A 22,262-nucleotide genomic window follows, 5' to 3' on the forward strand; every position below is an offset into this window, starting at 1 on the left:
TCTCTGACCTAACTGGCTCTCCATGAACGATATCAGCACGACCCGCTGGGCGATCGAACAGCTTAATCACCTCAAACTGACCCTATCCTGCGTGGCGCCGCTCATCGGCGAGGCCGATGTGGAACGGATCAGTGAGGATGTGTGCGTGTGGGATGCCTGGCCCATCCTGCAGCGCGACGGTTCGCCGGCGCCGGCCGATTGGTGGATGGCGCTCGCCTCCCCCTGGTTTGCCGACCCGGATGACCGTCACGGTCATGCCCGCATTCATTTGTTCGAGCGGCGGGGGGATGATTGGCGGCATTATGGCCCGGTGATGCCCGATGGCTTCTCGCCCGGCAGCCGGGAATGGTCCGGCTCGGCCTATCTGGAGAATGACGGGCGCCGGTTGACGCTCTATTTCACTGCCGCCGGCTTTCGCGGCGAGAGCGAACTCAGCTTCGAGCAACGCCTGTTCGAGGTCGAGGCCGATCTGGTCGGCAAGGATGGCGGCTGGTCCGTCGAGAACTGCCGCAATCTGCGCGAATCCTTCCCGCGCGACCCGCGCTTTTATGCCGATCCGCTGTCGGCCGGTGGCGGCCTCGGCACCATCAAGGCCTTTCGCGATCCCGGCTATCTGCTCGATCCGGCGACCGGCGAGCATTGGCTGCTGTTCACCGGATCGCTGGCCACCTCGCAATCTGCCTATAATGGCGTGATCGGCGCGGCGCGCGCCAAGCCCGACGCCCTCGGCCAGTGGGAGGTGACCGCGCCGATCATCAGCGCCGATGGCCTCAACAATGAGTTGGAGCGGCCGCACATCGTGCTGGCCAATGGACTCTATTATCTGTTCTGGTCCACACAGACCCATGTGTTCAACCCGGAAGCCCCCCGTGCCCCGACGGGCCTCTACGGCATGGTGTCCGAGCAGATCACGCACGGGTGGAAACCCTTGAACGGTTCCGGCCTCGTCATCGCCAACCCGCCGGAAGCGCCGCGTCAGGCTTATAGCTGGCTGGTGCTGCCGGATCTCTCCGTCACGGCCTTCGCGGACGATTGGGGCCGTGGCGAGGCTGCCGAGGGTGCTAAGCGCTTTGCCGGCACCTTCGCGCCGTTCCTTCGCCTCGCCTTGGATGGCGAGACGACGCGGATTATCGACTGAGCGATGTCGAGCGCGCGCCTTGCCGGAGTCGAGCTGGGTGGGACGAAGACCTTCGTCCTGCTTGCTCAAGGTGATCGCATCGTCGAGCGGGTTCGCATTCCGACCACCCAGCCCGACGAGACGCTGGCCGCCGCCAACGCACAATTGCGCGCTTGGCACGCGGATGCGCCGATTGCCGCGATTGGCATCGCATCTTTCGGCCCCATCGCTCTGTCCCGCAAATCCGATAATTTCGGTCATATGCTGCCCACCCCCAAGCCCGGCTGGGCGGGCGCCGACATTGCCGGCGGGCTGACGCGCGGCCTCGATTGCCCGATGGCCATCGACACGGATGTCAACGGCGCGGCCCTGGCCGAGCATCGCTGGGGTGCCGGTCGCGATCTCGATTGCTTCTGGTATATCACCATCGGCACCGGGCTCGGCGGCGGCCTGCTCGTTGACGGCAAGCCGGTGCACGGCGCCATGCACCCGGAAATCGGCCACATCCATGTGCGGCGCGCGGCAAGCGACAGCTTTGCCGGGGCCTGCCCGTTCCATGGCGACTGCATCGAAGGACTGGTGAGCGGCCCCGCCCTCGCCGCCCGCTTCGGCACCAGCCCCGAGCATGTCGCCGATGACGATCCGCGCTGGGATTTCGTGGGCTCCGACCTGGCGCAACTCGTCGCCACGCTGTTCCTCACCACGGCGGCCGAGCGAATCCTGCTGGGTGGCACTGTGGCCACCAGCCGCGCTGCGCTCCTGCCCACCGTGCGCGCCACGTTGCTGCGGGATCTGGGCGGCTATCTGCCCTTTCTCACGCAGGAGACGGTCGAGCAACGTCTGTGCCTCGCAGGCCTCGGCGACGAAGCCGGCCCGATGGGCGCCATCGCGCTCGCCATGGCCGCGCTGCAGGGCTGAGCTTTCGGCGGAGCGTTTGCGCGGCGTGACGACGCTGGCGCAGCGTTCGCCTGCCACTTCGGCGCTTCACATATGAACTGATCTGGAAAATATGGCTGGGGCGGGAGGAGACGGAGGCAGAAGGTCCGCAAGCCCGCACAATTGCTATAATTGCAGCATTTTCAAGGGTTAAAACCCCACAGATGGACCCCACAAACGGACCCCACACAGTCTTGCGGGACCCAACGAAACGTCCTAACGATCGCTCATGGCATCGCTCAAACTCCACCGCCAATGCTGGCAGGCCAAGGTCCGCATCCCCAAAGAACTGCGGTCGCGATACGAGGGCCGGGAGTTCATCTATCGCCACCTATCGACCTCCGACCGTCGCAAGGCGAAACTTGAGGCCGATGCATGGGAGGCAGGGTTGCGACTGGAGTGGGCGGCGGCGCGCGGCGAGGCCGTTTCCACTTCAGCGCTGCGTAGCCTTTATCAGCAGCTACGGCAGAGAGCCGAGGCCGGGGAATTTGTTGTCGAGAGCGGCGACGCTGACCCCATTGAGCTTGGCATTGAGCATGAACTTGAGAGGCTGTCGGAGCAGTATGAAGCGCGGGACATTCCCGCAGAGGCCGAATACCGTCTAGCAGCCCTTCAAGATGCCCAACGGGCTCGCGCGGGTCGTTCTATACCCCGGCGAGCAATTCTTGAGCCCACCATGCGGGAGGTCGCGAACGACTATCTCACACTCTGGAAGACGCAGCACGGCTTAAAGGAAACCAATACCGAGCAGCAGAAGATTGCCACGTTCGACCTGTTCGCTGGCTTCTTAGGAGACAAGCCGCTCCGGGCCGTCAGGAAGGCGGACGCCGCCAGGTTCGTGGACGCCCTCCGCCAGATGGACCCGAATTGGGCGCGGTCGCCTGCTGCAAAGGGCATGTCCTGGGCGCAGCTACAGCAGAAGTTCGGCGGGCGTCCGAAGGGATTGAGCGACGCCACGGTCAATCGACACATGGCGACGCTACAGGCGCTTTGGGACTGGGCGTTAGATCGTGAGCACTGCGAAGGCCGCAATCCCTTCTCCGGCTTCCAGCGGAAACTCAGGGAGGGTCGAAATACGCAAGGCTATGTAGCGTGGGAGCCAGAGGAACTCACAGCGCTCTTCACCCCTCCCCCCAAGCGGGAGGACCTCACGGAGCTCATGCTTGTCGCGATGTTTTCGGGAATGAGACTGGACGAGATTGCTTCCCTGACAGGCGCAGACGTGCATCACTCCGGCCCCGTGCCGTTCGTGCGCGTGACCGATGCCAAGACAATAGCGGGGAACCGGGATGTGCCGCTGCACCCTGCCCTGTCTTGGCTCATCGACAGAGCAAAAGAGAACCCGAAGGGCCGGATTTGGCCTGCATTCAATGCAGAAGGTCCCGGCAAGAAGCCCGGCGCAGATGCCGGCAAGGAGTTCTCCCGCTTCAAAGCGTCTCGTGGCTTCACCCGTCGAGCGAAGGTGTTTCACTCGTTCCGCAAGAATTTCGTTGGTCAGCTAGAGCGGGCGCGCGTGCCTGAGCACGAGGTTGCGCAGATCGTAGGGCATGAAAAGAAGGGCATAACGTTCAAGGTCTATGGCGACCGGGTCATGTCTCTGGAGCGAAAGGCCGAAATTGTGAAACTCATCGATTACAAGGGGCTATCAAGCTGTTTGAGAACTGCCCGCCACGAACAGCAGCCGTAACAAACGTGAGACACCCCTCAGGTTAGTTCATCCCGGGCCCCGGCACAATAAAGCCGGTTTTTGGCCCCCTCCTAGTACGGTAATTTTCAATTAAGTTCATAATTTCTGGTTCAGAGAAAATATAGTTTCCAATTTGTTCTTGAATGGTATGGCCGACCTCATCGTACTTACTAATTACAATTGAAGATAATTCTAATATCGGATTGATTATTTGAGAACTTGCATTGTAAAATATTCTTTCATATTCGATACGATATTTACCTTCTTTAATATTAAATAAAAGTCTTTCGCGATTCCATGGATTCCATAGCTCTTCGTGGCCAATGCCATAATGCGCAACGGCATTGTCACGAACCTTTTTTATTATACGATGCTTTTCCTTTTCAGAATCTGAAAACCATTCGTAATCAAATAATGGATTCCTCAGTTTAGACTTTGTAGACGTTGCCCTCATATAATGTATAATTGCAGAAATCATTTGATCCCTACAAATATCAGAAGACTCTTTGTCATAAATATTTGTAGAACTGAATGTTGATCTAATATTGTTAGTCGTACTGTTTATTATGTGGCATATATTTACACTCAATCCCAAATCGGCCTTTGCCGATCTGACGGCCGTTAAATCAACAATGAGAGAAATCAGTTCAGCATGTCTCTGAATAACATTTTCGTCACTTATGAGTTGAGTAATATCAAAGACGTCCTCGTCTGCACTTTCCATATCGCCTCCTACACGAGTAAATGAGATTCTGGAAATTTTGGTCGTCAAAGACATAACGCCGCACAGCGAGGAAACGGTGAGTGAGGAGCCCACGGCAGGATGCCTTCCCGCCACGAAGGCTTGAACGATCCGACCCGCCGCTTCCCAGTTTTCATCGGATTCCTCACCAACGGAAAAAGTTGGGAGGTGTGTGTCCTTCGGACATACCTGCATTCTGCGGACGCTGTCCAGATTGCAGGAACGTCGGGCTGTGGAGGCCTACGGACATGACATTTTGTGCTCCCGCACCAGAACACGAAGGACACCAGATGTCGACGCTCGGGCTCTTCAAGCTGGGCCGAGGGCCACTATGCCTCTGCACAAATGGATGGCCCGGCCTGTCGAGGAATATGGCTTCGATGAGCCGGACGACGTTCGGACAAATTTGTCCAAAACCGAGGATGCCCCCGGAAGGACTACCTCATCACAGTCGACAGGGCGAAGGAGTTGGCAATGATCGAGAGGACGAGCGGGGCCGCGAGACCCGGCGGCTTTCCGCTGTGTCCAAGTAGAGGTCCATTAGCAGCAAGGGGGCTTTTCTGCAGCGCCTCTCAGTCCCTCTCAATTAGGCCGCACTTTCGGACTAATAAGCTCTTTCCGGTTCACATCGTTATAGTTCTCTAGAGTAACCTGAGGACACTCTAACTGAATTGAGCGCTGCCTCGGCGGCATAAATTGGGCCGCACTCGTGGAGCGGTAACCTTGCCAGCATCCCCGGCGATAGGTCCCCCACCCGGCCCCTCAAGTCCACCTCCCAAATCTTACAGCATCGGCCAGCCGCTTTCCTCACTTGGCGGCTGTTCAGTGCTGCGCGTCTGTCTTTGCTCCGGGTTGCGGGGCGGGAGCCGGTCAGACGCAACCCCATCCCGGCACCAGTGCCGAGACAGCCGGGGCGCCCCGCCTCATTTCATCAACCCGCATAAGGTCAATTGAATGACAGACCCTAACTCCGATCCCTCCAATTTTCTCCCCAGCGATGAGGACATCCTGTCCCAAATCGACTCTGAGGACTTCATGAGCATCCCGAGCTCCGGCACTGTGATCGGGGATCCCTTCTTCCTGTCTCGCTTCCGCGCTCTGCCCACGAAGGTGGATGCTCTCCCACCGGAAGACCGTGACCCCATCATGGCTCAAGTTAATCAGCTTCCCGAGTCCATCCGGGACGAAAAGGAAGCCGAGCTCGTGCAGGGCCGTCACCTTGAACTTGCCCGCGCTGCCCGCATTCGTCGTGGTCCCGCCGCTGGCCACAATGCTGTCTTTGAGGAGCAGTCCAGCTTAGCGGCTGAGGTCCGGCAGCTTCAGCGAGAGACGCAAAGGATTATGGAAGAGCTCGCCGTTGTGGCCAAGCGCGATCTTCAGACCGGCGCGGCAACCCTGAAGCATCCGAAGGGCAGCAAGACCTACAACGACTTGGACAATGCGCTCCAGCTTGCCCTGTCGAAAATCGACAGTCTCAGCGGCGGAGATGAGGCACAGCGCCGCATTGGCAAGGCCCGTCAGGTTGAGCTTGAGCGCCGCAAGGCCCGTCTCACCGAGGCATATATTGCTCAGGAGGCGACCCGGCGAGCCGAAGCCAAGCTGATCGACGAGCGTATCGAAAGCCTCGCATCGAGCCGCGCAAATCTCGGACGCTCTGCGGTCTAATCCATGGTCATCTATCGCCCCGGTGTCGGGCGAATTTATTCGGGGCGAGAGAGCTTCTTCCGGCAATCTTCCGGCCCCTCCCCGGACCCCTACGAGGGCACCAGCGGCGTCGTAACCAGCAGCATTGTCCTGGCCAACGGCATAACCGTGGAATCCTACGGGGCCACCTACAAACCCCAAGGCTATCCCCCGCTTGCCCCTGGGCAAGAGGAGGTCGCCCCGGAGGCTACGCCCCCACATGCCCAGACCGCCAAGCCCAAGCTCGAACGCAACTGGCGCGACGGCTGCGGCTTAGCCCGCGAAGGCTAGCCGCCTTCATACACAAGGCCCGTGGGGCAGCTTCGGCTGTCCCCGGTGCCCCACAGCGCTCTTGGAGGAGCCCATGGCCAAACCCGGCCCCAAACCCAAAGCCCCGCCGATCCCTGTTCGGGCAGGCTTCAAGTTCTGTTTCCACTGCCGCACTGCCAAGCCGTGCGCAGACTTCGCAACCGACCGCCGCGCTTGCGACCGTCTCAAACACGTCTGCCGGTCCTGCGATGCCGAACGCCGCCGGTCCTACCGCCTCTCCACCGAAGCGCCACGCCGCCGCGCCGAAAGCGCCGCAAAGGCCACGCGCGGCTCCATCTTCTCAAGAATGAAAGCGGACCCTCGCACCTCACCAGGCACGGGTCCGAACCTACTATGTCGATCCCTACCCATTCCCGTGCCGCCGCTATCGCAGCCAAGTGCCAGGACTGCATTCATGACCCTCTCGCCGCCGGAACTTGGCGGGAGCAGGTGGCTTGCTGCGCAAGCGCCAATTGCCCGCTGCACCCTTTCCGGCCTCTCCCGGTCTCCTGCACAGGCAATCCGGATGCCCTGAAGGCACTCCGGCAGCGCATTGAGGGCACCGACCGTGAACTCCGCTAAGATGAAGCGGACCCGCAGGGGCCGGAGGGGCTCAAACAGGGCAAAAAATGCCTCGTATCAGAGCGTAGCGGTGCCGTCGGCATCTTCAGGCGCTCAAGTATCACCCGGCCCACCGAAGCCATCTTTTGGGCTCAGACAGCCCCTTTCTTCCACACGAGCCAAAGGCCATCCCATGCGTTTTCCATTCGCTATGGCGGCGGCAAAGTTGCCCCCTGAAGCCCGCGTTCACTACGAAGCGGCTTTCAGCAACAGCCAGAACAGGCCGCCACTTTCCGAAATCGACCGTGTAGCGGCAGACGCGATCCACCGGGCAGCGCGCTATGCCTGAGCCGCGTATGTCAGCATGGGCTGCACTCTAGATGTGTGCGCCCGTTGCACCCGCACTAATTGCGGGTGTTGTAAGCGTCGTTGGCACTGCCGCGACTGTGATCGGCCAAGCTAATGCCGCGAACGCTCAAGCCCGTGCAATCAACGCGCAGCTTGAAATCGTTCAGGAAGAGAACCGGCTGACAGCCTCGGCTGAGATGTTCGACCGAATGCGGGCTGCGCGGCGTGAGCAAGCTCGCATCCGAGTGGCGGCGGGAGAGGCAGGACTCGGCTTGACCTCCGGTTCAATCGGCCAACTTCTCGTTGATAGCGCTATGCAGGCCGATCTCTCCAATCAGCGTTCAATCGCCAATCGAGAGAGCCGTGACGCTGCCGCCGTTGCGGAGGCAACATCTCAAATGTCCTACGTCCAAAAGCCTACGGCGCTCGGCGCGGGTTTGCAGATCGGCGCAGCCGCGTCGAGTGCTTGGGTGGACATCAGCAAAGCGAGGGTCGCTGCTGGATCAGCATCTGCGAAGCCTAGCAGCAAGAAGCCCAAGAAGGCGTGATCCTCGCCTTCACTCTACGATGTCGTCCCCAAACAAGGGGAATCTCCACACAATCCGCGCCCGCCAGCACCGCTATCCGCTGGCCGCACGGCAACCCTCAAAAGGCCGCAGTTCATGCCTAAATGCGGGGCATCAGCCCCTGTTCGTATTGGGGAGGCTGTCACGATGCTGGCCTTCCTCGATTACAAATACCCCGGCGCCCTTGAGATTGAGGACCCGGACATGTTTGAGCGGCTCCGCGATACCGTTCGCGCCGTGACCGGATACCTTGAGGAGACCGCGTTCGATGGCTGGTGATCTCTCGCGTTTGGAAGTCCGGGCGGGAGCACAGCGTCGATTGACGACCGGGCAGTCGTCTGTGCTGCCGAGGCAGGCCAACACTGACGCCCCCCGCCTAGAAATCAACGCTGACATGCGAGCGGCCCGCAGGAGTTCTGCGGAGGCTGATGAACTCCGCCGGGTCTTTGGGCTGGTATCGAACGCGGCGCAGTCGTTTCAGGAATATGCCGAAGCGGCCCACCGGAACCGGGAGGCACAGCTTGCCGGCGACGGTGCCACAGCTTTCGCAACCGGCACCGTTGACCCCGCACTTATGGAGCGGAGCAGCGCCTACAGAGACTCTGTCACTACTGGTCAGGCCATGCGGGGACTGAACGATACCAAGGCGCGAATTGCGGAACGCGTTCAGCAGCGGTTTGCCGACCCTAACAGTTTGCCGGACTTGGAAGACATCGACGGCATCATTGATGAAGAGCTTCGCGCTTTTGCGACGGTCGACGGGACGCTCAGAGACTTCGGCTCAGTTTCTGCCAATCGTGCGGTGGGTAGCGCGCTCATAGAAGCAAAGCCAAAATGGATAGAAGAAGCCCGCGCCACCATCACAAAGCAGGTGGATGAACGCTCTCTTCAGTTCGCAGCCGCCAACCTCGCCGACGCCGCAGCGGAAGGCAGGGTTGATCTTGAGGACGCGCTACGACAGGTCTCGCCGGGCGTCGACAAGTCTGAGGCGAAGGCCGCTCTGATCGATTCAGTTCAGGAGTTTGCGATGCGGACACTTGAGACCGAGCCTCAGAAGGCTCTTGCCGCACTAGACGCCTTGCTCACCTCCAAGCGCGAGGACGGCACCCCATCCCTCTCTGCTAACGAGAGGGAAAAGCTCCGGGCTGAGCGCCTCAAGATGGGGGAAGAGGCCGAACGAAACGCAGAGCGCGCGGAGGCAAAGCGTCACGAAACCAACGCGGAGACTCTGCTGGACAGGTTCAATCGCGTTCCCGGTTCGGGTGGCTATCCCACCACCTCGGAACTCCTACGGCTCCGCTCCGAAGGCCAAATCAGCGCACAGTTCACGAGCAGTATGCTTACGGCACTCCGCGCCGACCGGGAGGCTAATGGCGCTGGCGTCGTGAACCGTGCAGGGGGCGGACGCCCCGCCGGCTTCGATCCTGACGAACACCCGACCGCACAAGCGCTCGTCAGCGAGGTCTTCAGCGGTCGAATGACGGCGAACCAAGCCAGTGTCGCTGCGCTCCGGCTCCTCGGGCAAGGCTACTTCGGTGAGGGTCCGGACAAGTATAAGGTTCTGGCTAACCTTAATAAGAACCTCAATGCGGTTCGAACGCTGGAAAGCGGCGTGCGCAATGCGCTTTCCCTCCCTGTGCAAGATTGGCTCAACCAAGCGAAGCGGGCGGCGAGTTCCATTCGTGATCCAAAGCGCCGCCGGCTGGCGAACATCGAAGCGGACGACGCCGCCAAGCGGATGCTCGAAAGAGCTCTTAAGGCGTCCCGAGAGGGCCGAGACCCGGCGGCCTATATCGATACGATGGGTAGAGCAGCGGCCGGCGCACTCGTGAGGAAGTACGGGCTCTAACCGAGCCATCTTCATCGATCTAGCTCAACAACTGACCAAGGACCGGCAGGGACCGGAGAATTCTCTATGTCGAAACGAAAGACCCCGCCGGTCCCTGCGGGACGCAAATGGTGCCTAGGGTGCCAAGCGGCGCTCCCGCTCATGGTCTTTTCGGTAAACCCGCGGAGACCAGACGGCCACGAGGCGAGGTGCAATCCGTGCCTAAAAGAGCAGCGGAGGTTGGCGCAGGAGCGTCGGGGGATTGTTCGGGATGCCGCCCACAGGATCATGGCTCGGCAAGCGCTATCGAGGCTGGCAGGGCACAGGGTCTAGGATGGGGCAAAATGCCCTGTTCTGGATCGTGGGAGAGCGAAAGAGGGCTGAGGAGTCCTAGGATAGCCGGGAGAATAGGACGGCCAGATTTCGTCCGAAATGCCCCACTTTTTGATCTTCCCTTGGCGCGGACAGACCCGGTTACTTTCACCGCACATTTCCGAAGGGGTATACGCTACAGCGTTCCGCGCCGTTCCCCCCGTAGGGGGGTGTGGGGCCTCTGCTTTTCCGTGCGCGCAGCGCCTAGCGCCTTTGCCACTCGTGAGGCCCCCTAGGAAAACAATTGGGGGTGGGCTTTTGAGATGGGGCACCCCCCATGTCCACGAGACAGTCTGAGATACCCCAAAAACTGCCCCATCGCGGCCCCTACAGCAGCGAAAGGCCCCTCCGGTAACCTGAGGGACCGGCGGAGACCCGAGTGAGTTTTGGTGCCCGGATGAGTGCCTTTTCTCTACACAGCTGCGGCGCCTCCCGAGCAAAAGGAATGCCCCAGCCTCCAGAGGAAACCGGGACAATCGATTAGGCCGCACTCTCGGACAAAAGGGTGGGAGATTGTATTAGGATACTTAGGTATCCTTATGAGCTCTGGAGGCTCCCGCAGGGGCTATCCTCTCCCCTCCTCCGCTGTTTCTCTTTCAAATATCGTCTCAGGTCGCGGATGCTCCGGAGGGCCTTCTGTCGCTCTGCGTAAAGGTCACGCACCCTCTGTTCCAATATGGGCAGAACCTGCTCTGGGTCCTGAGACCACCACGTTCTCAGCGGACAGGCCTTTTGCCCCCTAACGCGGCGACGTGACTCGGACACGACGCGCCGGCAATGTTCGGCATATTCCTCTAGGTCTCTATCTACCTCAAATTCCCGATCCATCGGTATCCCCCTCAGTTGGTGAGGGGCTTTCAGTTAGAGGCTAGATCAGTGCTCGTCACCAGAATTGAAATTCCGTTAGCCTGAAGGTCGAATGGAATTAGCGGAAACCCTCCATTCTCTTATGAAGTGATGAGTCCAACCGAGTCCCGTTTACGACGAAACGCCCCAATGCCCAAACACGGTTTGGCTCATAAGGTGTAAGTTAGGCGCTAGGCTCACAACATAAGTTGACAGACCCATTGAGCCGGCCATATGAGCCAGCTTAACAGGACCTCTAACTTGTGAGCCAGACATGTCACACCGGATCGCTTACTATCGTGTCTCGACCGCAGACCAGTCGATTGAAGCCCAACGCGCCGCAATGGGCGGTGGCTTCGATCAGGAGTTCACAGACGAGGGCGTGAGCGGCGGCATCATGGCCGCAGACCGTCCCGGCTTCGCTGCCATGCTCAAGAGCGTGAGGACCGGAGACACCCTGCATGTCTACGCGGTGGACCGGCTCGGGCGTGACGCTATTGACGTTCAAGCCACTGTTCGGCGCCTGCTGGACGCTGGCGTGACTGTGGACGTTCACGGCATCGGCCCGATTGGCAGAGGGGTCGGGGAACTCATCCTAGCCGTGCTGGCGCAGGTGGCAGAGATGGAACGCCGCAGGATCGCAGAGAGGACCGAGGCAGGCCGGAAGGCAGCGCGGAGGGCTCTTCAGGAAACCGGCAGGACGCATCGGGGCAAAGAGAGCCTCGGGAGGCCGTTTGCGAAGGATGCGGCAGAAGTGCGCAGGTGGCGGCAGGAGCGCGGGGCGTCCATTAAGGGGACTGCGGAGCACTTCGGGCTAAGTCTGGCGACGGTGAAGCGGTATTGCGCACTTCCGGGAGAGTAGATTGCCCCGCTCGCGCGTGCTCGCCTGATGCCCTGCTTTTTTTCTTTGAAGAATAGCGCACCGGCCTAGCGCCTAAGCTGGTTTAGACTTATCCCGGACAGGCAGATTGAGGGCGGGGCAAATGGCAACAATCGTAGAGACATGTCCACGCTGCGGTGCGGAGAACATGACCTTTGACATGATAGCGAGTGTTCCGAACTCGCAAATGCATAGCGCCATGTCATTCGAGACTTGTGTAGTTTGCCGTAAGTGCAAAAAGCCCTCCCTCCTGGAGGTCGCTATAAAGAACTCTGAGATCAGCTACATGATCGAGCAAGCGGGCTCATTGCCCAAAATCACAGGAGATTTGAGCAACTTCGTTAACTCTTGGGGATTTTTGGACTGGGCGTCCGTCAACGCTCCACCCGCCCCGGATGAACTACCGGATAGCGTCCGGGCAGCTTTCGAGGAAGGTGCACGATGCCTCGCAGTGCGATGCCCCAACGCAGCGAGCGCCATGTTCCGCCTGTGTTTGGACTTGGCGACGAAGGAGCTCTTACCCAAAGAAACCGAGGGAGAAGGACCCTCTAAACAAGAGAGGCGAAACCTCGCTCCTCGCTTGCGTTGGCTATTCCATCACGGTCGTCTTCCGGCTGAACTGGAGGGCCTGTCGCAAGCGGTGAAGGACAACGGGGACGATGGCGTCCATGAGGGAGCGTTGACGGAGGAGGATGCGCAAGACATCCATGAGTTCGCCTTCATGCTCCTCGAACGAATTTACACTTTACCGGCCCGGCTAGAAGCATCGAAATTGAGACGCTTGGAGCGCAAATCTAAGGCGGACACGGCAGGCTAGGCACCCGCTTCGTGCGCAAGACAAATTGAGGTGCGGAGGCTCCACGGATCAGTCCTGAGAACCCCTGCCATTCTCTCAAGCTCCCCTTCAGCCACCTCAGCTCCCTCAAGCAACTCCCGCAGCCTCTCCCTCGACACCCCCGACCGTTTGCTCAACTTCTCCATCGTGACGCATTGCTGCATCATCCAAGCATCGAGCCAGCCGGAGCCCGTGCGGATCATGCGCGCTACGGTGCAGTTTTCAGACCAGACAAGCGGCAGATGAACAATCGGTTGTTCACGCTTGGAGGGGCTCACAGCGTCTCGGGGAACAACGGTAGGGGCTCCAGCGTGCGGGGAACTGTCACGGCCTGATCGATCCCGGACACAGTGAACCATTCAACGGGCCATTGGACTTCGACGCCTTGGCCTTGGGCCACCACGAGGCCGGCGCCCGCCGTCGCAACCTTGAATTGAGTTGGCGAAGGAGGTCCGGGGGAGACCTCAAGCAGCGTTCCGTCGCTTAGAGCAACGGCGGCGGGCCACTGAGACACCTTGACGGAGCGGCTTACATCACCTGCGAATGTGAGGGCGTCGGAAGCGGGCGAGAGTGCGATAGTGAGAGTCATGGCGGGCTCCTCCTGAGTCGGAAGAGAATAGAACAAATAATGAACATCGTCACGCCACGTCGCGCTCAACTCATCGCCATTAGCTGGCTGGGAAACGTCACGGCGAGAGAGAGTGCATCGTCCAAATCCGCCCTAAGCCACCGGTCATAGTCTTCCGGGTGAAGAATGACCGGGCAGGCTTTGGGGTGGACTGCTCCGACAATGTGAGCGGAAGGGTCTCCGTCGTATCCACAAGTGAGGAAGGAAAACACCGGGTCGCCTTCGGTGGGCCGCCAGATACCGGCGAAGGCAAAGATGGGTTCAGAAGGTACTCGAAACCAGAAGGCGCGCCTTTTTCCCGTTTCAGGCATCGGAGCGTCTGACCATTCCTGAAACTCTGTAACGGGCACCAGACAGCGCTGCTCGGCATTGACAAGCGCGGACTTCCAAAATGGGCTGGTGTAGTTGCGGACGTTCGTGACCGGCTTGCCGTGGAAGGGGAAGCCCCAGAGCATCGTGGATGTGACCCGTGCTCCCTCTTTCTCTCGAACAGCTAAGCCGGGTTTGCCGGGGGCGACATAGTCCTTCTCAATCCGGGCAGCGAAACGAGGGTCATCCGGCGCTTTGAAGTGCCGATTTACCTCCTCACGGGAGGCCCGGAGATTGTAGAGATTGCACACCTCCTATCGTGCTGAGATGCTCCGGAAAAAGCAAGTCCGTCAAGTCGGGGCGCCCAAGCGCATGATTGCTGACCAACTAAAATTCAGACAAGCACGATTATCCGCTTCTATTTCTCGCGGACAGAAGGCTAACGTCTGGAAAGCCGTGGCGGACTGGCGTTAGGCTTTCTGAAAATGTGAGACGGAAAATAGCCTTGGGGCCAGTAAGAGCGCCGGGCGGCGATATCGGAAAACATTTGCAAAGGAGAAAGCCCATGGAATGGAACGCAAGTGTTTAGTCCGAAAACTGTGTTCGTACTTGGTGCAGGAGCCAGTCACGACCTCAAACTTCCAACCGGAGATGAGCTTCGGGCAGATTTGATGAGCGTTCTTGAACGTGACGGCCAGAACCATCGCTTCAGCAATGAGCAGTTAAATCGGTCGGTCATGAACCTCTGTCAAAAAGAAGGCGTCAACTGGTCGGTTCCTTTCCAGCTCTATTTAGATGCCGCGGTGCGAATACGATTTGCACTGCCTATGGCCATCTCGATTGATAACCTTCTTCACACTCACCGTAATGACAAGCTCATGATTCGGATGGGTAAACTGGCAATTGCTACTACTATTTTAGAGAAAGAGGCTCATAGTTACCTGTGCCCGGAAGAACCACGGAAACGAGAAGGTGTCGACGTCGCCGTTACCAACACTGAAAGAATAGCAAAAAGCTGGTATTTACCTTTAATGAGGCTGTTGGTTACCGGTCGGACATTGGAGGAGCTAGAGAGAATATTCGAAAACGTTGCGTTCGTCGTCTTCAACTATGATCGGTGTTTAGAACATTTTTTGGTGAATGCGGTCATCAACTATTTCAATGTTGATCCAAGAACTGCAATCGCGACGGTCAATAGGATCACCATCCTTCATCCTTATGGCCAAGTGGGCCATTTCGCTTGGCAGGAGGGTGCCAGAGACAGCGTCACCTCGTCCTTCGGAAACGCTGAGGGGAAGTTGATAGAGATTGCAGACCAGCTACTTACCTTCACTGAATCCGCCGAAGAAGGCGTGGTTATACAAACCCGAGCGCTGGTGGCTGGCGCCGAAACCCTCGTATTTATGGGATTTGGTTTTCTGCCGCAGAACATGGAGCTATTGACCGTCGCCAACCCAGCAGCCACTAAGCGCGTGTTTCTTACTACCAAAGGCATAGGCGATGACGATGTGGAAATTGTCATCAACGAATTAAGGCATGTGCTTCAACGGAAGCCCACTAGTGAACGGGCAGGTCGTGACAATCGCTTCCAAGCCTTCGTTGAGCGTGGGACCTGTCGAGAGCTCATGGACCATCACTGGCTAAGACTAACCCGCGCATAACTTCTGCATTGGCTGAACCAAGAATGCACGCGGAGGATAAGCTCTGGCGTGGTGCCCCCAAGGGGTTTAGTGGGGAAAAGATGCCAGAAGCCGCTGACTTGGTCACTCAATGCGGCCACGCAGCCTAGCTGTCGTTGGCCGACCCGATCCTATCCACTATCTGTCATCCGGTGCCCTGAAATCCCACCCTTCGGAGATTGCGACGTGCAAAGCCTTGACGCTGGGCTGGCTAAGACCGTCTTCTGGCCGATCATCATAAAAGTTTGCCAGGAGACCGGCTGCTCCAAATGGGCCTTCGGGCGCCTCTGCGCGTTTATCTGGATTTGCGGCGTGATCCTCACCACGAAAGAATGGACGTGGTTCTGGAGCATCTTCATTGCACTGATTGCCATCGGAGAGACGGTATCGGTCGGGCTACGAAAAGATGCGCCCTACGGCCAAAGCGGGCTGGCCCGCGCGGTCTTCTGGATTTCGCTAGCTCTGGAGTTGCCCACGGTAGCTGCTGGAGAGGCTCAACTGGCCCGCCCGGCTTCCACGCTCGCTATGCTGTTCAGCCTCTATGCGGCCACCTTACCTAAGGTGCCCCCGAAAAAACGGGACGAGAAAAAGGAGATGAGGGCGTCGGAGGTGTCCACCTGAACAGGGTGAGCCGTGCCATTTTGAGAATGCTCCAGAGAAGCGGGAATAGCCCCTCAAATGGACCCCACAAACGGACCCCACAATTATCAATTTTCTCATTTATGTAATTGATTTTATTCGCGAATTTGATTCTGGCTGGGGCGGGAGGATTCGAACCTCCGCATGGCGGTACCAAAAACCGCTGCCTTACCGCTTGGCTACGCCCCAGCATCGCGCGCTGCGAGCGGCCCATATACAGGGCCGGGCGCAAATGCCAAGCCGGAGAAACGGTGGTTTGGCGATCTCTTTAGGCGAATATGCTCCCCCTGTGCGCCTTGCTTGCGAAAGGGGTAATCGGGCTGCGGAACGAAGTTCCATCGCCTGCCCACAGGCCTTATGAAACGGCGCATGAGCAACGCCCCATCCAGTCCCGCAGCCTCTCCCCTGTTCCTGCGCGAGGAGGAGATTCGTCGCGGGATCGAGCTGCTGCAATTTGGTCATATGGCGTTCGCGCAGGCCATGGACCCGATTCTGGATCAGCACCGGCTCGGCCGCGCGCATCAACGGGCGCTCTACTTCATCGCGCGGCGGCCCAATCTCAGCGTGTCGGCGCTCATCGCGCTGCTCGGCGTGACCAAGCAGTCGCTGGGGCGCGTGCTCGATGAGCTGATCGAGCGCGAGTTGCTCGTCGTCAACAAAGGCGACCGCGACCGTCGGCAGAAGCTGCTGAGGCTGACGCCTGCCGGGCAGGCCATCGAGCAGGCATTGTTCGATGCCGTGCGTGAGCGGTTCGCGGCGGCCTATTCGGCAGCGGGGCAATCCTCCGTCACGGGCTTCTGGCGGGTGCTGGAGAGCCTGCTCGATCCGGAAACGCAGCGACTGGTCGCCGCCCTGCAAATCGCGCGCTGACGGTTCAGCTGGCCTTGGTGGACAAGGCAGCGAGAACTGCACCCCGGTCCCGCGCAGCCTTCAGCGTCTCCATGACGAGCGGGGCGAGGCCGTCAGACCGGTCCAGCACGTCCAGCCCTTCGCGGGTCATGCCGCCCTTGCTGGCGACTGCATCCGCCAGATCGGCGGGCGGGCGATCCGCCGCCGCTGCGCTCAATGCGGCGCCTTCCACGGTCTTGAGGGCCATGCGCGCGGCGGCATCCGGCGCAAGGCCGAGTTCGGCGCCGGCGGCAGCCAAGGCATCGATGAAGCGATAGACGAAGGCCGGGCCGCATCCTGCGAGCGCCGTCGCGGCATCGAACAGTTGCTCATCGCCCAGCCATTCGACCAGACCAAGGCGGCTGCACATGGCGTCGACCAGATCGCGCGCGCGTTCGTCAGCCGCGTCTTCCACCTTGAGAATGCTGACACCCTTGCCGACCCGAACGGGCAGATTGGGCATGCAGCGGACAATCGACTGTATGGCCGGGAGCGCATCCCGAATGCGCGCGATCGGTACGCCCGCGAGGATCGAAAGCAGGGTCGCCCCGGGGCCGAGAAGCGCCGCCGTTGTCCCGGCAACGTCCGCCAGCTGCTGAGGCTTGCAGCCGAGCATCACCAGCGTGTCACCCTCTACCGGCCCTTCGAGCACTGTCAGCACCCGCACGCCCGGCGCGACCGCCTTGCCGCTGGGGCGCACCACCGTCACCCGCTCGGCGGGCAGGCCCTCGTCGAGCCAGCGCAGCAGCATGGCCCCGGCCATGTTACCGCAACCCAGCAGAAGAAGGTGCGAAGGCCACATCGGGCCAGCCTCAGGCTTCGCCATGCGTCTCGATCAGGCTGGCGGCCATGGCTTCAGCGGGATTCTTGCCGCCCCACAGCACGAACTGGAAGACGGGGTAGAAGCGCTCGCACTCGTCGATTGCGCTTTCCACCAGCAACTGCGCCTGATCGAGCGTCAGCGATCCGCTAGGGCCGAGCAAGGCGCCATGACGGAACAGCAGCGTGCTACTCGCCGACCACAGCTCGAAATGGCCCAGCCAAAGCTGCTCGTTGATAAGGGCGATGGTTTCGCAGATCGCCAGACGCTTATCATCGGCGACGCGAATGTCCGGCAGCACGAGAAGCTGCAGCACCATGTCATCGTCACGCCAGATCGCCCGGACCTCATATTCGGTCCAGCTGCCACGATGGCGCGCGACCAGCTCGTCCTCGCCGACATGCTCGAAGGGCCAGTCATGGGCCTCGAAATAGGCCGCCAGCATGTCGATCGGCTCGGCTTCCTGCTCGCCGCCTGTAAATTCATCCCGGTCGATCATACTCAAAAACCGTCAGTCCACTTCCTGTAGCGGCCAGCGCCGTCCTGCCCCTGCTGGACAGCCCTTCGTAGCACGACACAGCGCAACCGGAAAGGCAGGCGGCGGCGAAGCCGCGCCCAACCTGTCCGGAATGCGATATGTTGCTGTGAATAAGTTGTGGATAAATGCGGGATAGCCGGTCGAAAACTCAGCTTGCGGCCTTGTCCGACGGCTTGCCGGCCTTGGACGCACCGCCCTCCAGCGCAGCCAGCCGCGCCTCGAGTGCTTCGACCTGCTCGCGCGCCTGCGCCGCCATGGCCTTGACCGCCTCGAACTCCTCGCGGCTTACGAAATCGAGCCCGCCGATCCACTCGCGCGCGCGCTCCCGGGCGTTGCTCTCAAACTCGCGCCCCACCCCGGCCACGGTCCCGGCCGCGCCGTTGATGATCTTGGACAGGTCGTCGAAAAAGCGGTTTTCACTTTGCATGGGTCTGATCCTTCGCCGCCACCGATGGCGGCCATCGACTAGATTTGGGTACGCACGGCTGCAGGAACAAGGGTTTCGGCATCCGGGTTCATCCGGTCGATATCGAAGGCGAGCCCGCTCGCAAAGCCCAACCAGCAAAGATAAGGCACCATCAGCCACGCCGCGAAGGACCTAATTCGCCCGAAGAGGATGGTGGTGATCGTGGCCAGCACCAGAATGACAAGGATCAGATAGAAAGCCAGCGTAGCCTGATGCGCGCCGAAGAACAAGGGCGACCAGACGAGGTTGATGCAGAGCTGGACGATGAAGAGCGTGATGGCGAGCCCCCGCCCCCTCGCGCCGCGCGCGTGCAGGATCATCGCCAGCGCCAGGGCCATGAGCAGATAGAGGGTCGGCCACACCGTGCCGAACACCCAGCCGGGCGGCACCAATGCCGGCTTGCTCAGCGCATCGAACCAGCGATTGTCATAACCGCTGTTGGACACATAGCCCGACACAAAGCCGAGAAACTCGATGGCAGGGATGGTGACAAGCGCCCAGCGGAGGAAGGACATCCGCAACTGACTTCGCGATGCAATCTGGTTCACGCGCACTCCCACTTCATGCCGAATCCCCACAGCGTTGACATGACTTTAACGATGGCGTTGCGCCGCGCCAGCCCTTCCCGCATGCCGATTGCACGGGAGAGGATCGCGCCTGCTTCATCCTGGCACGCGTGCGCCGGCAATCAGGAACTCCACATTGCCCTCCGGCCCGGTGATCGGGCTGGTAGTGAGGCCAGTGACCTGCCACTCAGGTTGCGCCGCCAGCCAGGCCTCCACCTCCGCGCAGACGCGGGCGTGAACCGCGGGATCGCGCACCACACCGCCCTTGCCGACCTCTTCGCGCCCCGCCTCGAACTGCGGTTTGATGAGCGCGACGAGCCGGGCGGCTGGCGCCGCGAAGGTCAGCGGGCGCTCCAGCACCTTGGCAAGGCTGATGAAACTTGCATCGCAGACGATGATGTCCACCGGCTCCGGCACATGCGCGACCGTCAAAATACGCGCGCTGGTCTGCTCGCGAACGATGACGCGGGGGTCTTGCCGCAGCTTCCACGCAAGCTGGTTGGTACCGCTGTCGATCGCATAGACCCGCGCTGCGCCGTTGGTCAGTAGCACGTCCGTAAAGCCGCCCGTGGAGCTGCCGACGTCCATCGCCACCAGTCCGGTCACATCGATGGCGAACGCCTCCAGCGCGTGCGCCAGCTTGAGTCCGCCACGCGAGACCCAGGGATGATCGCGCCCCTTGAGGACGATCTCCGCCTCCTCCGGCACCGCCTGCCCCGCCTTGTCGACCGGCTTGTCGCCGACCAGCACATTGCCGCTCATGATGAGCGCCTGCGCGCGGGTGCGGCTCTCGGCAAGGCCGCGCTCGACGAGCAATTGATCGAGGCGCTTCTTGGCCATCCTCAGCGTTTCGCCAAAGCGGTGAGCGTGCCGGATGTCAGCACTTGCGGGAGAACCTGTGGCGTCGCGGCGCCGGGCGCATAGAAGAGGTACAGGGGCACGCCGGAGCGGCCATGTGCTTCGAGGAAGCGACTGATCGCCGGATCGGCATTGGTCCAGTCGCCCACCATCGCGGCGACCCCGCCCGCCTCGAAGGCATCACGCACCGCCTGCGTATCGATGGCATTGGCCTCATTGACCTTGCAGGTCAGGCACCAGTCGGCTGTGAAATAGAGGAAGACCGGCTTGTTCTGCGCCCGCAGCGCGGCCAGCCGGGCCTCGCTGAACGGCTGGCCCACTAGCCCCTCGCCCGCAACCGGGCGATCCCCACGGACCAGCGCAGGCGCGGCGATTGCAGCGCCGCTCAGCAGCAGGGCTACGAGTCCACCCAAGGCCCAGTTGACGCCAGCGCCGGCGCGCTGGCGCCGCCCCAGCAGCAGGAGGGCCAGGATCACGCCCCCCGCCAGCAGCACGCCCAGCACCACGCCACCCGCACCCAGTTGCCGCGAGAGCAGCCAGAGCAGTGCCAGCGCCGTCAGCCCCATCGGCATTGCCATGATGCGCCGAAAGCGCGTCATCCACGCGCCCGGGCGGGGCATCAGTCGGCGCAGTGCCGGAACCCAGGCAATGGCGATGAACGGCGAAGCCAAACCAAGGCCGAGCCCTGCGAACACCGCCAGCGCCAGCGGCCAGGGCAGCACCAGCGCCGCGCCCATGGCGGCGCCCATGAACGGCCCGGTGCAGGGCGTCGCGACGAAGGCGGCCAGCGCGCCGGTCCAGAACGCGCCCGCCTGCCCGCCTTGCCTAGCCCGCCCCTGCCCGACCGAGAGCGAGGCGATCTCGAACCCGCCGAGAAGATTGAGCGTGATCGCCACCATCAGCATCAGCAGCACCGCGATCACGCGCGGGTCTTGCAACTGGAAGGCCCAGCCGACCTCCGTGCCGCCGGCCCGGATCGCCAGCATCAGCGCGCCGAGCGCGAGGCAGGTGACGAGAATGCCGGCGGTGTAGGCCAGCGCATCACGCCTGGCCTGCCGCTCATCCCCGCCTGCCTTGGCAAGGCTGATCGCCTTGAGGCTGAGGATCGGGAAGACGCACGGCATGACATTGAGGATCAGCCCGCCCAGAATAGCACCACCGAGGATCAGCAGGACCGCGCCAAGCCCGGTTTTCTCGGCCGGCGCGGCCGTCGTTCCTCCATCGGGTGCCACGGTCAGCCGCTCGCCCCCTTCGGGCACCGCGCCGGGCGTGGCCCTGATCGCGAGCGCGACGCCCGGCGAAACCGCCAGCACGCCCTCGACCGCAGCGGGCACGGACGCGTCCTCGGCCAGCCCCACCTCGACCACCAGCCAGTCGCCCGCTCGGCGGACGGCCTGCGGCTGGGCGTAGCGCACGACGTCCTGTGTCGTCGCAAAGAACCATGGCGCGCCCATTGGCGCCGCCTGCGGATAGGGCACCGCGATGCTCAGCGTCCCGCCGGCCACAGCATATCGCGCAGGCTGATCGAGCGGACGGGGGAGAGCCGCGCGAAATCCGTCGAAGATCTTGCGGGAGGCTGCCGTCGTAGCGCCATCGCCAATGGTCAGCGTGGTCGCGATCTCGCCCTGCTCCGGCACGCAGATCGCGTCCGTGCAGGCCAGCCACCGCGCCTTGCCGCGCACCGGAAGTACCGTCCCTGGCGCCAACCCAGCGGGAACCGCCAGATCGACCAGCACCGCATAGTCATGCTCGTAGACATGGTTCATCAGCCCGGCGATCAGCAGTCGGTCCGGCACGGGATAGCGGAAATCGCCTATCTTGACGCCACTGCCCGCCGGCAAATCCCAGGCGACCTGCATGCCCTGCCCGGCATCGCCCGGATTGCCCCAATAGCCATGCCAGCCGGCTTTGGGTTTCATCACGATAGCGAGCGTGACCGTGCTCCCGGCAGCCGGCCTATCCGTCTCGGCAACCAGGCTGGCCGTGATATTCGGCGCCCCGCGCTGCGCGAACGCGCCGCCGGCCGATGGCGCCGCAGATTGCGCAAAAGCCCCTGTCCCGACCAGCAGCGCCGCCAGTAGAACCCACGCGGTCATCAAAACGCCATTGAGCCGGCGCACAGGAAAAGCCATGAAACGGATCATTGGCCGTTCTGTAAGCG

Annotated in this window: 21 protein-coding genes and 1 tRNA gene; 12 read left to right on the forward strand and 10 right to left on the reverse strand. The window is 61.2% G+C overall.

Annotated features, from left to right (window positions below; translation table 11 throughout):
* The first annotated feature begins 22 nt into the window (after window positions 1-22).
* The 3 genes from M2334_RS10805 (at window position 23) to M2334_RS10815 (ending at window position 3,740) form a co-directional block, all read left to right on the forward strand.
* The gene (locus M2334_RS10805; protein ID WP_264605394.1) at window positions 23-1,138 is read left to right on the forward strand and encodes a glycoside hydrolase family 68 protein; all 1,116 of its coding nucleotides are present in this window, start codon (window positions 23-25) and stop codon (window positions 1,136-1,138) included.
* 3 nt (window positions 1,139-1,141) lie between these two features.
* Entirely contained in the window at window positions 1,142-2,035 is an 894-nt protein-coding gene (locus M2334_RS10810) for an ROK family protein (protein ID WP_264605395.1), read from the forward strand.
* A 247-nt stretch (window positions 2,036-2,282) separates the two neighbouring features.
* Window positions 2,283-3,740: a DUF6538 domain-containing protein gene (locus M2334_RS10815; RefSeq protein ID WP_264605396.1), complete on the forward strand. Its 1,458-nt coding sequence runs from the start codon at window positions 2,283-2,285 to the stop codon at window positions 3,738-3,740.
* Window positions 3,741-3,762: 22 nt separating this feature from the next.
* On the opposite strand, the gene M2334_RS10820 is transcribed toward M2334_RS10815, so the two are convergent.
* A complete protein-coding gene (locus tag M2334_RS10820) occupies window positions 3,763-4,677 on the reverse strand; it encodes a hypothetical protein (protein WP_264605397.1) in 915 nt (304 codons plus the stop codon).
* A gap of 759 nt (window positions 4,678-5,436) precedes the next feature.
* Here M2334_RS10820 and M2334_RS10825 point away from each other — a divergent pair.
* The 6 genes from M2334_RS10825 (at window position 5,437) to M2334_RS16740 (ending at window position 12,692) form a co-directional block, all read left to right on the forward strand.
* A complete protein-coding gene (locus M2334_RS10825; protein ID WP_264605398.1) occupies window positions 5,437-6,147 on the forward strand; it encodes a hypothetical protein in 711 nt (236 codons plus the stop codon).
* A gap of 1,334 nt (window positions 6,148-7,481) precedes the next feature.
* Window positions 7,482-7,931, forward strand: a complete 450-nt coding sequence (locus M2334_RS10830) for a hypothetical protein (RefSeq protein WP_264605399.1) — start codon at window positions 7,482-7,484, stop codon at window positions 7,929-7,931.
* Window positions 7,932-8,096: 165 nt separating this feature from the next.
* A complete protein-coding gene (locus M2334_RS10835) occupies window positions 8,097-8,228 on the forward strand; it encodes a hypothetical protein (RefSeq protein ID WP_264605400.1) in 132 nt (43 codons plus the stop codon).
* Window positions 8,218-9,798: a hypothetical protein gene (locus M2334_RS10840; protein ID WP_264605401.1), complete on the forward strand. Its 1,581-nt coding sequence runs from the start codon at window positions 8,218-8,220 to the stop codon at window positions 9,796-9,798. The genes M2334_RS10835 and M2334_RS10840 overlap by 11 nt, the downstream gene beginning before the upstream one ends.
* 1,540 nt (window positions 9,799-11,338) lie before the next feature.
* Window positions 11,339-11,857 (forward strand): recombinase family protein, encoded by a 519-nt coding sequence (locus tag M2334_RS10845; protein WP_264605402.1) that lies wholly within the window; start codon window positions 11,339-11,341, stop codon window positions 11,855-11,857.
* Between the two features lie 304 nt (window positions 11,858-12,161).
* Window positions 12,162-12,692 carry a DUF4145 domain-containing protein gene (locus M2334_RS16740; RefSeq protein WP_413716441.1) on the forward strand — a complete coding sequence of 177 codons (531 nt, stop codon included), beginning with the start codon at window positions 12,162-12,164 and terminating at the stop codon, window positions 12,690-12,692.
* 292 nt (window positions 12,693-12,984) lie between these two features.
* Here the strand turns inward: M2334_RS16740 and M2334_RS10850 are convergent, their stop codons facing one another.
* Together M2334_RS10850 and M2334_RS10855 are read right to left on the reverse strand one after the other, a co-directional pair.
* Window positions 12,985-13,299: a hypothetical protein gene (locus M2334_RS10850; RefSeq protein ID WP_264605403.1), complete on the reverse strand. Its 315-nt coding sequence runs from the start codon at window positions 13,297-13,299 to the stop codon at window positions 12,985-12,987.
* A gap of 65 nt (window positions 13,300-13,364) precedes the next feature.
* Window positions 13,365-13,958 carry an SOS response-associated peptidase gene (locus M2334_RS10855; RefSeq protein WP_264605404.1) on the reverse strand — a complete coding sequence of 198 codons (594 nt, stop codon included), beginning with the start codon at window positions 13,956-13,958 and terminating at the stop codon, window positions 13,365-13,367.
* 360 nt (window positions 13,959-14,318) lie between these two features.
* On the opposite strand from M2334_RS10855, the gene M2334_RS10860 reads away from it, so the two are divergent.
* Together M2334_RS10860 and M2334_RS10865 are read left to right on the forward strand one after the other, a co-directional pair.
* A complete protein-coding gene (locus M2334_RS10860; RefSeq protein ID WP_264605405.1) occupies window positions 14,319-15,308 on the forward strand; it encodes a hypothetical protein in 990 nt (329 codons plus the stop codon).
* A gap of 204 nt (window positions 15,309-15,512) precedes the next feature.
* Window positions 15,513-15,947, forward strand: a complete 435-nt coding sequence (locus M2334_RS10865) for a hypothetical protein (RefSeq protein WP_264605406.1) — start codon at window positions 15,513-15,515, stop codon at window positions 15,945-15,947.
* Window positions 15,948-16,079: 132 nt separating this feature from the next.
* On the opposite strand, the gene M2334_RS10870 is transcribed toward M2334_RS10865, so the two are convergent.
* A tRNA-Gln gene (locus M2334_RS10870) sits at window positions 16,080-16,154 on the reverse strand.
* Window positions 16,155-16,334: 180 nt separating this feature from the next.
* On the opposite strand from M2334_RS10870, the gene M2334_RS10875 reads away from it, so the two are divergent.
* Window positions 16,335-16,835, forward strand: coding sequence for a MarR family winged helix-turn-helix transcriptional regulator (locus tag M2334_RS10875; RefSeq protein ID WP_264605407.1), 501 nt, complete (start codon window positions 16,335-16,337; stop codon window positions 16,833-16,835).
* Window positions 16,836-16,839: 4 nt separating this feature from the next.
* Here M2334_RS10875 and M2334_RS10880 read toward each other — a convergent pair whose 3' ends face one another.
* The 6 genes from M2334_RS10880 to M2334_RS10905 form a co-directional block, all read right to left on the reverse strand.
* Complete coding sequence (locus M2334_RS10880; RefSeq protein WP_264605408.1) at window positions 16,840-17,679, reverse strand: pyrroline-5-carboxylate reductase family protein; 840 nt, start codon at window positions 17,677-17,679, stop codon at window positions 16,840-16,842.
* Window positions 17,666-18,172, reverse strand: a complete 507-nt coding sequence (locus M2334_RS10885; protein ID WP_181559260.1) for a YbjN domain-containing protein — start codon at window positions 18,170-18,172, stop codon at window positions 17,666-17,668. Before M2334_RS10885 ends, M2334_RS10880 begins: the two co-directional genes overlap by 14 nt.
* 187 nt (window positions 18,173-18,359) lie before the next feature.
* Window positions 18,360-18,638, reverse strand: coding sequence for an accessory factor UbiK family protein (locus tag M2334_RS10890; RefSeq protein ID WP_264569945.1), 279 nt, complete (start codon window positions 18,636-18,638; stop codon window positions 18,360-18,362).
* A gap of 38 nt (window positions 18,639-18,676) precedes the next feature.
* Window positions 18,677-19,225, reverse strand: a complete 549-nt coding sequence (locus M2334_RS10895; protein WP_264605409.1) for a TspO/MBR family protein — start codon at window positions 19,223-19,225, stop codon at window positions 18,677-18,679.
* 114 nt (window positions 19,226-19,339) lie between these two features.
* A complete protein-coding gene (locus tag M2334_RS10900; RefSeq protein WP_264605410.1) occupies window positions 19,340-20,083 on the reverse strand; it encodes a TlyA family RNA methyltransferase in 744 nt (247 codons plus the stop codon).
* Between the two features lie 2 nt (window positions 20,084-20,085).
* Window positions 20,086-22,197: a protein-disulfide reductase DsbD family protein gene (locus M2334_RS10905; protein WP_264605411.1), complete on the reverse strand. Its 2,112-nt coding sequence runs from the start codon at window positions 22,195-22,197 to the stop codon at window positions 20,086-20,088.
* Between the last annotated feature and the right edge of the window lie 65 nt (window positions 22,198-22,262).

It is taken from the genome of Sphingobium sp. B11D3D (assembly GCF_025961755.1).
Taxonomy (GTDB): domain Bacteria; phylum Pseudomonadota; class Alphaproteobacteria; order Sphingomonadales; family Sphingomonadaceae; genus Sphingobium.

Coding starts and splice junctions, on each gene's coding strand:
- M2334_RS10860 (WP_264605405.1), top strand. CDS start 14,319: ATGAGCGTTCTTGAACGTGACGGCCAGAACCATCGCTTCAGCAATGAG.
- M2334_RS10810 (WP_264605395.1), top strand. CDS start 1,142: ATGTCGAGCGCGCGCCTTGCCGGAGTCGAGCTGGGTGGGACGAAGACC.
- M2334_RS10850 (WP_264605403.1), bottom strand. CDS start 13,299: ATGACTCTCACTATCGCACTCTCGCCCGCTTCCGACGCCCTCACATTC.
- M2334_RS10820 (WP_264605397.1), bottom strand. CDS start 4,677: ATGCAGGTATGTCCGAAGGACACACACCTCCCAACTTTTTCCGTTGGT.
- M2334_RS10875 (WP_264605407.1), top strand. CDS start 16,335: ATGAGCAACGCCCCATCCAGTCCCGCAGCCTCTCCCCTGTTCCTGCGC.
- M2334_RS10885 (WP_181559260.1), bottom strand. CDS start 18,172: ATGATCGACCGGGATGAATTTACAGGCGGCGAGCAGGAAGCCGAGCCG.
- M2334_RS16740 (WP_413716441.1), top strand. CDS start 12,162: ATGATCGAGCAAGCGGGCTCATTGCCCAAAATCACAGGAGATTTGAGC.
- M2334_RS10815 (WP_264605396.1), top strand. CDS start 2,283: ATGGCATCGCTCAAACTCCACCGCCAATGCTGGCAGGCCAAGGTCCGC.
- M2334_RS10805 (WP_264605394.1), top strand. CDS start 23: ATGAACGATATCAGCACGACCCGCTGGGCGATCGAACAGCTTAATCAC.
- M2334_RS10905 (WP_264605411.1), bottom strand. CDS start 22,197: ATGACCGCGTGGGTTCTACTGGCGGCGCTGCTGGTCGGGACAGGGGCT.
- M2334_RS10900 (WP_264605410.1), bottom strand. CDS start 20,083: ATGGCCAAGAAGCGCCTCGATCAATTGCTCGTCGAGCGCGGCCTTGCC.
- M2334_RS10840 (WP_264605401.1), top strand. CDS start 8,218: ATGGCTGGTGATCTCTCGCGTTTGGAAGTCCGGGCGGGAGCACAGCGT.
- M2334_RS10835 (WP_264605400.1), top strand. CDS start 8,097: ATGCTGGCCTTCCTCGATTACAAATACCCCGGCGCCCTTGAGATTGAG.
- M2334_RS10845 (WP_264605402.1), top strand. CDS start 11,339: ATGGGCGGTGGCTTCGATCAGGAGTTCACAGACGAGGGCGTGAGCGGC.
- M2334_RS10825 (WP_264605398.1), top strand. CDS start 5,437: ATGACAGACCCTAACTCCGATCCCTCCAATTTTCTCCCCAGCGATGAG.
- M2334_RS10890 (WP_264569945.1), bottom strand. CDS start 18,638: ATGCAAAGTGAAAACCGCTTTTTCGACGACCTGTCCAAGATCATCAAC.
- M2334_RS10880 (WP_264605408.1), bottom strand. CDS start 17,679: ATGGCGAAGCCTGAGGCTGGCCCGATGTGGCCTTCGCACCTTCTTCTG.